This window comes from Streptomyces sp. NPDC026672, from assembly GCF_040638185.1.
Classification (GTDB): Bacteria; Actinomycetota; Actinomycetes; order Streptomycetales; family Streptomycetaceae; genus Streptomyces.
The window spans coordinates 189,609-199,738 of the sequence record NZ_JBEZXS010000012.1 but is presented as its reverse complement, the minus strand read 5'-3'; the positions used below and the strand labels follow the sequence as shown (position 1 = coordinate 199,738).

Below are 10,130 nucleotides of genomic sequence, written 5' to 3'. Positions count from 1 at the left end.
GCACGGCAGGTCCCGGAGCGGAAACGCGCCCCGGTCGTACGGGGTCACCAGGTGTGGGCCACGTCCAGCACGAGGTGGTTGGCCGTCTGGAAGACCCGGAACGGCAGCCGGGCGCGGACGCCCAGTCCGGCCTGGGTGTAACCCTCGGAGCCACCCGTGAACTTGAACTCCCTGAAGGTCCGGTACCCCGCGACGCCGACGGACGGAAGCGGCGGGTAGGGCACTCCGGTCGCCGGGTCGTAGCGCGGGGAGAACAGCGAGATCTCCAGGATGGCTCCGCCCTTGATCGGAACCACGATGTCACTCGGGTCCTGGTGCAGTACGTCGACGTAGCGGACGGTGTAGCCGATCGGGTCCGCCGCCGTGCCCTGGGTGTCGAAGACCAGACGGTCGAAGCACTCGTGCTGTCCGGCCCTCACGCCGGTCAGCCGCCTGGAGTCGACGGCGGCACCGGACTTGTCCAGGCTTCCCCACGTCACGGCACAGTCCACCGCCGTCGGCACGGCCGCCGCCGGAACAGCGCCGGCCAACAGGCTGCCGGCCGACAGCATCACCGCGGCCAGTGCGATGCCCAACCTTCGCATGACTACCCCCCTATAGCTCGCACAGGTATGTGCTAGTTCAGACCGCCGGCATTCCGGAAGGTTGTACCGAAGGACGTGGCCCCTTGCGGCACAGAAACCTCTTATGCCTCCTCAGCATATTCCGTGACGATGGGCTCACGAATTTCTACGCCTTCCGTATTCACCACGCGGTGCGTCGGCTTCGTCAGCTCCAAGCCGGCGAGATGCTTCTTCAGCCTTTTGGCCATGGGAAGGTAGGTAGCGAGAGTGAGCCCGCCGGAAATGACGGCTCCGACGACGGGGATGGCCTTCGACACGGACTTCGCAAAGGTCTGCTTCGTCATCTGAACACCGAGATAGGCGGCGACCTTTTTCACTATCGGGTAGATGACGCCCTGGGTGAGTGCCTTCTGGGGAAGCTTCTTGGCGACCTGCTTCGACATCATCCCCGCGACCTTCCCCACGGCGGCGTTGGCCGATTGGGTGCCGAACATCACGCCGAAGAAGAGCGTGAGCACCCCCATGGTCGCGTCATCGATGTCGTCGCCGTCACCGTCGAAAAGATCGGGCCAGCTGTAGAGGTAGGCGAGTTTCTGCGCGATGCGCAGCATGTGGCCGAAGTACTGGGCCAGATCGGCGGGCACCGTGGCGGGAAGGGCGATGAAGCCGGGTATTCCAGCGGCCGCGGAGAGGGCACTGGCCTTGGCGGATTCGTAGCCGATGGAATCGTTGGCCGCTTTGTCCAGAACCTCGAGAGGAATACCAGCCGCTGCCGGCGTCTCCTCAATAGCCCTGCGAATTTCATCCTCAGAACAATAGCGAGCCAGCGCCTTCCGGAGGTACGCCTCCCTGCTGATACGCACACCCGGAAGCTTCGCCGCACCCACGAGCACCGCGGAGAAGCGCGACTCGGGGTTCTCGATCACTTTACTCGTGGCCATGGCGGGAACCTACAGCACCCGGAAGCCACTATCTGCCCATATCAGGATTCCTACCGCGGAACCACCACCGCGAACTGAGCCCTGGCGGCCGGGGGTGATCGCTCAGGCGTACGACCCTGTACGTCCGTCACGACCCCTGGAGCACATTTCTGACCTGCGCTTTCGCGGGCCTGATCGGCTGTGACCTGCTAGGTCGGGTTGCAGAGGCGATCGGAGGCAGTCAGAGGAAACCGCTCTGGTTCAACCCGGGTTCGACCGAGCTACTCGGAGCCAGTCAGAGGCAATCGCCCACCGGTTTGGTCCGAACCGGCCCAGGTCGGACGGTGTTGATCAGGCCTTGAACCCGCTGAAGGCACTCGGAATCGACCTCGGTCGAACCGCGATGGGGACGTCTGCTTCCGCTGAGGATCCAGGCATACGAAGACCTCCAGGACGGCCGTTCTGGAGGCTTCGCTTGGCACCCAACATCGTGGCGCGGATCGAACTCCCAGACGTCACACCACGCGTCAAGGTCTGGGGGCCTGCGCTGGACTGCGCCAGGGTGAGGCCTTGGGGCTGAAGCGAAGTCAGGTGGCGTGGAAACACGACCTGCTTCACATCGATCGACCTGCGGCCCGCCAGTGGGATCATGGCCACCTCTACGCACGGCAGGCATCGGCAGACGATCAGGATTTTCGCCCCTTCGTTGCCCGACCCGCTGCCCTGCGGCGAATGGTTCCGGTTGACGTCGTGTCTTTCCGTGTCTGTACATCGCGTCTCATCCCTTCAGCTCACGTTGCCAGTCAGGGCATCGAGGAGTGCGATGGCCGCGCGGCGGCTCAGCAGCTCGTGGAAGCGCTCGTTGCGGAAGTTCCGTAGGCAGGCGTAGCAGCTGCTCTCCGGGCCGCACTCGCAGGCTGCCACCCGAGAAAGTGCGGCAGAGACAACCGGTTCGAGCTGCTTGCCCATGGACACGGCGTTGCCCGCACCACCCGGAGTGGTGTCGAAAAGCAGCAGCGACGGCATGCCGTCGGTGCCGGTGTGAACCGTACCGTCGATGTCGTCGCGGCTGACCTCCAGGTGCGTGGCGGCGCCTTCGAGCAGTGCGTACAGGCCGGAGCGCAGACGGGCCGCGGTGGCGGTCAGGGCCGTGAGCGGGTCCAGATGGATCTGGAGCAAGTCGGTCTGGTATCGGTGAGCGAGGGAGACGACCCGGAGGGGTCCCGTGCACTGGGTGTCTTTCAGCAGATGAGGGTGGCCGCCGCGCAGAGGCCCGGCCTGGGCGTTCGGACGGCCCCAACCGCACCAGTCGCAGATCTGGTATCCGGCGCCAGCCGGTCCCTCGGAGACGACCACCATCTCTCCCCGGGTGCCCGCCGACCAGTGTGTGGTGTGGCCAGAGACGAAGGTGGTCGCACCTTCCTGGAGGTCGGCGGTGTCGGTGGACATGTGGACGTCGCCGTACCAGGCCCGTCGTGGCGGGGTCTGCCCCGGGCGGCGCTGTGGTCCACGCGCGGCGACGAAACCGTAGACCGGTTCCACATACCGGCGTTGCGCGGCCGCAGACTGCGTGCCGCAGGCGGCGCAGACGGAGTCCACGGGTTCGGTGGCCTCCCGATAGCGGCCGCAGGCGGCGCACACGGCGTAGTGGCGGCTGACCAGTTCGCGGTCCGGCAGCCGGTAGACACCGGCGGACGCCCACAGGTGGCCGCCCGCGACGATCTCGGCCCCCGGGGCGTACTCGTGGACAGCGGCGCTCAGATCGCGGGTGAGTTCCAGTTGCCCCGAGACGGCGCCACCCTCCTGGGGGATGCGCAGTTCGACGGTGTCCACGGGGAAGCCGTACTTGGGCAGCACGTTGCGGTTGGCGAGGACGCCGAGCAGTTCGCGCTGGGTGAGGTTGCGGATGACCTTCTCGTACATCTCCGCCTGCCGGTACTTGCGGGCGGCCGCGGCCTGGTCGCGGCGATCGCTGTACGAGGTGACGTCCTGGTCGAGGATCTGCTGTGCGGCCCGCAGGAGTCGGTCCAGTTCGGCGACCCAGTCGCCGGAGTCGATGCCGATCTCGCTTTGGACCGTGTCGGTGAGAACCCGGCGCAGGGAGGCCATGACGCCCTCCGGGACAGGCGTCAGCCAGTCGCGCACGGTGTGGGCGGCGATCTCGCCGGTGGTGTCGTCGGGAAGGAAGAACTCGCCCGCCTTGCGCCAGATCCGGCCCCGCTCGTCCTTCATGGCACGGAAGAAGGCGGCGAGCGCGATGGAGTGGGCGTGGCGGCGGTCGATCCGGACGTTGTCGACGGGGACGATCGGGGCCCGTACCTCCCCGGCGATCATCCGCTCGGGCTCCGCGAACCGAGCGAGGTCGTGGGGGCGCCGTTGTGCGTAGGTGAGGACCAGCGCGGCCGAGTCGGCGCGGCGGCCGGCGCGGCCGGCGCGCTGGACGTAGTTGGCGGTGGAGGGCGGCATGTTGCGCAGGACAACGGCCTGGAGTTCACCCACGTCGACGCCGAGTTCGAAGGTGGTGGAGCAGGACAGGGCGTTGACCTGACCTCGGACGAACTCCCCCTGGATCTCGGCGGCCTTCTCCCCGGTCCACTGCGCGGTGTGCTCCTGGGCGCGCAGGGGAACGGGGTCGAAGGTCAGGTAGAGGCGCCGCAGGTGCTCGTCCGTCTCGGGCGACGGCTTGAAGTCCTCCAGGCGTCCTGTGCAGCGCAGCGTCGGGCACACACCGCGCACGGACACCGTGGTGATGCGGCGGCAGCGGTCGCAGGCGTACAGCGGACCGCTGTCCGCCGTCACCGGCCGCAACCGCAGCCAGGCGTGGTCGAGTCGGCGGACGACACCGATCCCCGGTTGGCTTTCGGACGGCAGCCAGTCGGCGAGGTGGCCTGCCGTGAGGTCGGTCCACAGGCGGTTCAGAACATCGAGGGCGGTGGCCCGTCGTTCGCCCTGGTGGCCGAGGGCGTCGAGTACGCGTACGAGGTAGTCGACACGTCGGTTCGAGGCGCCCGCGGCGCTGGGCAGCCAGCTGATCACCCTCCGCTTGGCCTCGGAGCCCTGGGAGCGGACCCAGATGGGCCCCTTGCGCGGGGCGAACGCCTCGTCGCCCGCGTCGACGTCCTCCGGCATGGTGAGCGCACCTTGGTTGCGCAGGGTGCGCAGGAGTTCCTGCAGCAGCAGCCATGCCTCGTCGTCCGTGAGGCCGAGTGAGGTGAGGGTGGCGGGCGGCTGCCAGAAGGGCTCGCGGTCGATGTCGATCCGGAGCAGGCCGAGGCCTTCGAGTGACTGTCGGTCGTCCAGGCTGAGCACTTCCTGCATCACCCACAAGGCCACTTCGCGCTGCCTGGCCTGGCGGGAGTCGTTGCGGCGGAAGACTCCGGCGCGGTCGGCGGCGCGGATGGTGTGGGCGACGAGGTCGTCGATGTGCAGGGGCTCGTCGGGGTCGGGGCAGCCCTGCCGGACGGCCTGGGTGATCAGGCGCCGGTGCTGGATGCGGGTGTAGGAGTCCTCCAGGTAGGGCGCGAAGTACGCGGCGGCCTGTCGGCTGTCGCTGAAGAACAGCAACTTGCGGCCCTGTCCGGGCAGTGCGGCGGCCGGACCGTCGGTCGCCGGAGGCAGCGCCTGGTAGAGGGCGGTGCTGAGGACGGCGGCCGAAGCCTCGTTGCCCGCCTCGAACAGGCGGATCATGCCGTGACCGCGCGCTCCGCAGGCGAGGCATGCGGCCGGGGTGCCCTCGTGGGTGTCGAGCTGGTGGACGCGGCGCAGTTCGGTGCCGCCGCATCCGGGAGCGGTGCACGATGCCGTGGCTGCGGGGTGCACGGCCGCGCAGCGGGTGCACAGTCTGCGTTCCTTGAGGCCTCCCTTGGCGCTGTCGCCGAGTGTCTCGTCGTCCTCGTCGGCACCGGTGTCCGAGCCGTCCCCGTCGAGGAGCAGCCAGGTGTGGGGGCTGTCGGGAGACTTGCGGTGTGTGAGGCGGGCTTGTGCCCCCTTGCCGGTGAAGGTGCCGTGCAGGTGTACGGCACCGCAGCGGCGGCAGGCGCCCAGCTCGAAGGAGGGGCGGGCACACCGCGCACAGGTCTCGTGGCGGGCCAGGTCGAGGTGGGGGCCTGCCGGGTCGAGGCAGGTGAAGGCGCCTTCCGTGGCGCGTGCGAAGAGGTGGTAGCGGGCGGAGAGCACGGGAGCGCCGTCGGTGTCGGTCACCTGGCTGGCGAGTTGGATGAGCGCGGTGACCGCCGCGGGTCCGACGGGGTCACCGGGGAAGACGTCGCGGGCGATCTCGTTCACGGGCCGGGGTCCGTCGGCGAGGGCCCGGCGCAGAGCCGCGGTGCCGGCCTCGGTTGCGAGGGCGGTGGCCGCGGTCGTGCCGGTGGGCAGGCCGTGCATGCGCGCGGCCGACACGATCTCCGGTTCGGGGTCGGCGGTCGTGGCCAGGCGCAGGTACTCGGTGGTCGGCAGCGGCCCCCAGTGCAGGCCGTCGGGTGTGGCGACCCGGGTGGCGGTGACCAGGTCCTGGGCCGCCGGGTCGCTCGCGTCCCAGCGGAAGGGGACGTCGAAGAGGGCCTGGGCGAAGGCGGTGACGGCGGCCGGGTTCTCCTCCGCGCCGACGGTGGCACTGGTGGCGATGGCCTGGATCTCCCGCCCCTGCCCCACACGGTCCTTCAAGCGGCGCAGCAGCATGGCGAGTTCCGCGCCGCGCGCTCCGTCGTAGACGTGGGCCTCGTCGACGACGACGAACCGCCAGGAACCCGCCTGCTCTCCCTCGAAGAGGTCCATGTCCTGGGGGCGGAGCAGCAGGTACTCCAGCATGGCGTAGTTGGTGAGCAGGACGTGGGGCGGTGTGGCGCGCATCTCGCGGCGGCTGAGCAGCTCGTTGGGCAGGCGCGGTTCGCCGGGGTTGAGCTGCTCGAAGGTGTCGGCGGCGCGCTGCGGATCGTCCTTGGTGTCGCCGGTGTAGCGGCCGAAGGTGATGTGGGGGGTGTCCGCGAGCAGTCGGCGCAGTCGCTTCATCTGGTCGTTGGCCAGGGCGTTCATCGGGTAGAGCAGCAGGGCGCGGACGCCGGGTCCGAGGGTGCCGCGGGCGTGTTCGGCGGCGAGGGCGTTGAGGACGGGCAGGAGGAAGCTCTCGGTCTTGCCGGAGCCGGTGCCGGTGGCCACGACGAGGTTGCGTCCGGCGACCGCCTTGCGCAGCGCCTGTTCCTGGTGCCGGTACAGGGGGCGGTCGGCGGGCAGCGCGGGGCCGGTCAGCTGCCGGAACGCGGGGTCAAGCACGCCCTCTGCGACGAGCTCGTTCAGGGTGGCGCCCGGCGCGTAGGCGGGGGTGGCCTCCAGCAGGGGCCCTTTGGTGAGCAGCGGGCTGGTGTCAATGGCGTGACCGAGGGCCTCGGCCACGCTGGGCTCGCGCAGGGGCAGCAGGGAACGCAGATAGCGGCGGTAGGTGTCGCTGATCACGGTGGAGGTGGCGAGCGGGTCGAGGCTGTGCACGGGAGGCTCCGAGATGAGGGCTGTCTTCGGACGAGAGGTGGGGCGGTACCGCTGCGGTAGGGGCGGGACGGGAACCGGTGGTCAGCCGGTGCTGTGCACAGCCTCCGCGGTGACCAGGCATTCCGCGAGGGCGATGTCGACGGCGGTGAGATCCGGCGCGTGGGAGGCGACGGGCGTCCACAGGTGGCGCAGTCCCCGTTCCAGGCCTGCGGCGCGGGCGTCGCCGGCGGCGGCGAGCCTCGCGATCAGCGCGCATCCCAGGGACAGTTGGGGGATCCGCAGCCAGGCTTCGCCCGGCCCGTGCAACTGACCGGGGTCCCGTCCGCGGAAGGCCTGGGCCAGGTCGGGGTGTCCGTCGTCCAGGAAGACCGCTACGGCGTCCAGGCCGTCGCGGAACTCCTCACGGGTAGCGTGGTATTGGAGGTCCTTGCGGGCACGGAACGCCTGCCAGGCGGCGTCGGCACGGGTGTCGGGGTCCAGCAGGCCCCGCGGGACGACACGGGCACTGCGCCACACGGCCTGCTGCTGGAGTTCGGGGAGCTGGTCGAGGGCACGGGTCTGGGCGTCGAACCGGCCGACCGCACCACTCGGATCCGCCTGCCCGGCCAGCAACGCCGCGGTGGCGTCGCCCAGGAACTGGCCCACCTCACCGAGGAGTTCTGCCTCCTCCGGGTAGAGCTCGTCGACGTCATAGGCGGGGTCACCAGAGAGATACGGCAGCAACGGGGCCGTGAGCAGCAGCGCACACAAAGGTGCCTGCCGCCAGACGTGACGTACGGTGGCAGGGTCCGCCACCTCCCGTATCCGCAGGGCGGCAAGACCGCTGCCCGCTAGCACGGAGGCGAGTTCGCCGGAGCGCAGCGCGCTGTCGGCCGCTCCCGTGAGGGCGGTGGGTCCGGCGTCCGCGAGGGCGCCGCGGCATTCCGCCGGTGCCGTCTGCCTGGCTCCGCACGCCTGCAGGTCGCGTCCGCGGGCGGCCACGATCCACTGGTAGGGGATCGCATCGGTACCGCGCGGCAGCGCGCCATGTCCGGCCAGGTACTCCGACATCCTGGCGCCGGTTCCATGGCCGACGGCGAACGTCCACGGGGACCGGCGCAGTACAAGGGTTTCGCGGTCGCGCAGACGGGGCCATCCGGGAGCGGTGGGTGTGGGGGCGCCCGCTTTCAGGCGCACGATCAGGGGGCCGTGGGACCGCCAGGCCGAGGGCAGCGGGATACGGCCGCTCTGGTCGACCGTGGCCGTCAACGGCTGCTCCCATGGGGCGAAGACGGCGTACAGGCGGGCGGTCAGTTCGCCCGGGTGCCGCAGGCCCCGCAGCAGCAGTCGGCCGCCGTCCGGTACGACGTCCTCCGCGATGGGCTGGGTGCGCACGGTCGCGACATGGACGCTCTCCCCCGCGACCAGCAGCCGTACCTCGGCTTTCACGCAGTCGCGCACGGTGTCCGCCAAGGCCGCCAGGGAGTACCGGAGGTCTCCTCTGCGCGTGCGGGTGCGGCGTTCCGGACGCAGGGTGTGCAGGGTCGTCCCCTCGACGACCAGTGCCAGCAAGGGGGTCACCGCCACCGCCTGTTCCGGCAGGCGGACGGTCAGGGCGCTCTCCCCGGCCAGGTCCGTCGCGTCGATGTCGATCGGCCGGACGGACCAGGTCTGGGGGCTGCCAGCGAGTTCGAGGCGGACCTCGGAGTGCGGGATGCGCGCCTCCACGGCGAACCGACGGATCCCGTCGCCCAGAACCAGCGTCTTGGCGATCTCGTACGGAGAGAACGCGACGGTGTGCGCGGAGGCGGTGACCGGTCCGTCGGCGGCGAGGGTCAGCCGAGCGGGGGCCAGGCCTCCGTGCGGGGCGAGCAGACGCCACTCGGCGGTCGGTTCGGCCGTGATGCCCTCGGCGAGGAAGGCCGCCAGTCGGCGCCTGCGCCGGGAGCCGACGCGGTGGACGAGGATCTCGTACGGTCCCAGAAGCGGGCGGGGTACGTCCTGCCACGGGTCGAGGAGCGCCCCGGGGGCGCCGGTGTGACGGGCGAGAGGCTCCTCGTGACCGGGGCGGCGCACTTCGGCCTGCCAGAGTCGCGCGTCCTGCTCGCCGACGCGCCGCGGGAGCCGGAGAGCGGGCGGACGGTGCCACATGGGTGCCCCGTCGTCGCCCATGAGCCAGGGCAGCGTGGCACCGCCCTCCCAGCCGAGCGGCCGTCCGACGGCGACGTCCAGCCAGCTGCCCGGGACCGCGGCGGAGGCCCGTATCCGTGTCACCCCGGTCAGCGACACCCGGCTCAGGGTCCAGCCGTTCCAGCCGTACGGGGTGGGCAGTTCCACGACGCCGGGGTCGGCGCCCTCGGTCTGCAGGGTGCCCGCGTGCAGGAGGCAGGTCTCGGCGGCGGGAAGGGGCTCGTCCGGGGGGATGCGATGGCCGTCGGCGTCGAAGGCCAGCAGGGCGGTGCCCGGGTCCACGAGGGCCGAGACATGGGTGGTTCCCGTCGCATCCGTCGCCTCGACACGGCGCACGGGGCCGGGCAGCACCCAGTAGGGCGCCCGGACCGCGAACACCTCACCGTCGGCGGACAGTTGCCAGTCCCCCGCGTCCGGCTCGCCGGGCAGGGTCAGCAGCACAGTGCCCGCGCCGGGGCCGAGACGGAGCTCGGGGGGAGGCGCGGCACTGCGGGACGGGGCGACCGGATCGTCCGTCGCGGTCGGGGCGGTCGGGGCGCGCCATGTCCAGCCCAGCGAGCAAGCGGCCTCGTCCACGGCGCGGCTCCACTCCCCGGCGCTCTCCGGGGCGGCTCCGTGTGCCCTCAGGTCGGGGCGTGCCGCGAGCACGCGCGCATGTGCTTCGGCCACCAGACGGGGAAGTTCCGGACCGCCGGCCAGGGCCACGGTGTGGACCGCGCAGGCGGGCCAGCGTGCGAACACCGTGTCGCGCGGGAGGTCGGAGTGGTCCGCGAGTAGCCGGTACGCCACCAGCGCTTCCAGGACGAGCGCGGTCCGTACGGCGGCGGCCGGTTCCAGTCCGCCAGCGGGCGGCTCCCCCGCCTCGCGCCAGGCCCGCTCGCAGTCGTCCAGCAACTGCGTGGGATCAACCAGCATGTCCCGCCCCTCCCGCCTCGGACGTACGCGATCTCGCCCGGGACCGACCATCGTTGTACGTTCTACCATTCCTTCACATAAG

The 10,130-nt window shown here is 70.7% G+C and carries 4 protein-coding genes; all 4 read right to left on the bottom strand.

Annotation, left to right across the window (positions count from 1 at the left end):
- Positions 1–44: 44 nt before the first annotated feature.
- The gene (locus AB0F77_RS16880) at positions 45–584 is read right to left on the bottom strand and encodes a hypothetical protein (protein WP_361948227.1); all 540 of its coding nucleotides are present in this window, start codon (positions 582–584) and stop codon (positions 45–47) included.
- Between the two features lie 101 nt (positions 585–685).
- Positions 686–1,504, bottom strand: a complete 819-nt coding sequence (locus AB0F77_RS16875; RefSeq protein ID WP_361948224.1) for a hypothetical protein — start codon at positions 1,502–1,504, stop codon at positions 686–688.
- Between the two features lie 765 nt (positions 1,505–2,269).
- Positions 2,270–6,964, bottom strand: a complete 4,695-nt coding sequence (locus AB0F77_RS16870) for a DEAD/DEAH box helicase (protein WP_361948221.1) — start codon at positions 6,962–6,964, stop codon at positions 2,270–2,272.
- 81 nt (positions 6,965–7,045) lie between these two features.
- Positions 7,046–10,048 carry a hypothetical protein gene (locus tag AB0F77_RS16865; RefSeq protein WP_361948218.1) on the bottom strand — a complete coding sequence of 1,001 codons (3,003 nt, stop codon included), beginning with the start codon at positions 10,046–10,048 and terminating at the stop codon, positions 7,046–7,048.
- Between the last annotated feature and the right edge of the window lie 82 nt (positions 10,049–10,130).

Bases quoted from the DNA above. Each gene is read 5' to 3' on its own strand.
- AB0F77_RS16880 (WP_361948227.1), bottom strand. From the start codon at position 584: ATGCGAAGGTTGGGCATCGCACTGGCCGCGGTGATGCTGTCGGCCGGC.
- AB0F77_RS16875 (WP_361948224.1), bottom strand. From the start codon at position 1,504: ATGGCCACGAGTAAAGTGATCGAGAACCCCGAGTCGCGCTTCTCCGCG.
- AB0F77_RS16865 (WP_361948218.1), bottom strand. From the start codon at position 10,048: ATGCTGGTTGATCCCACGCAGTTGCTGGACGACTGCGAGCGGGCCTGG.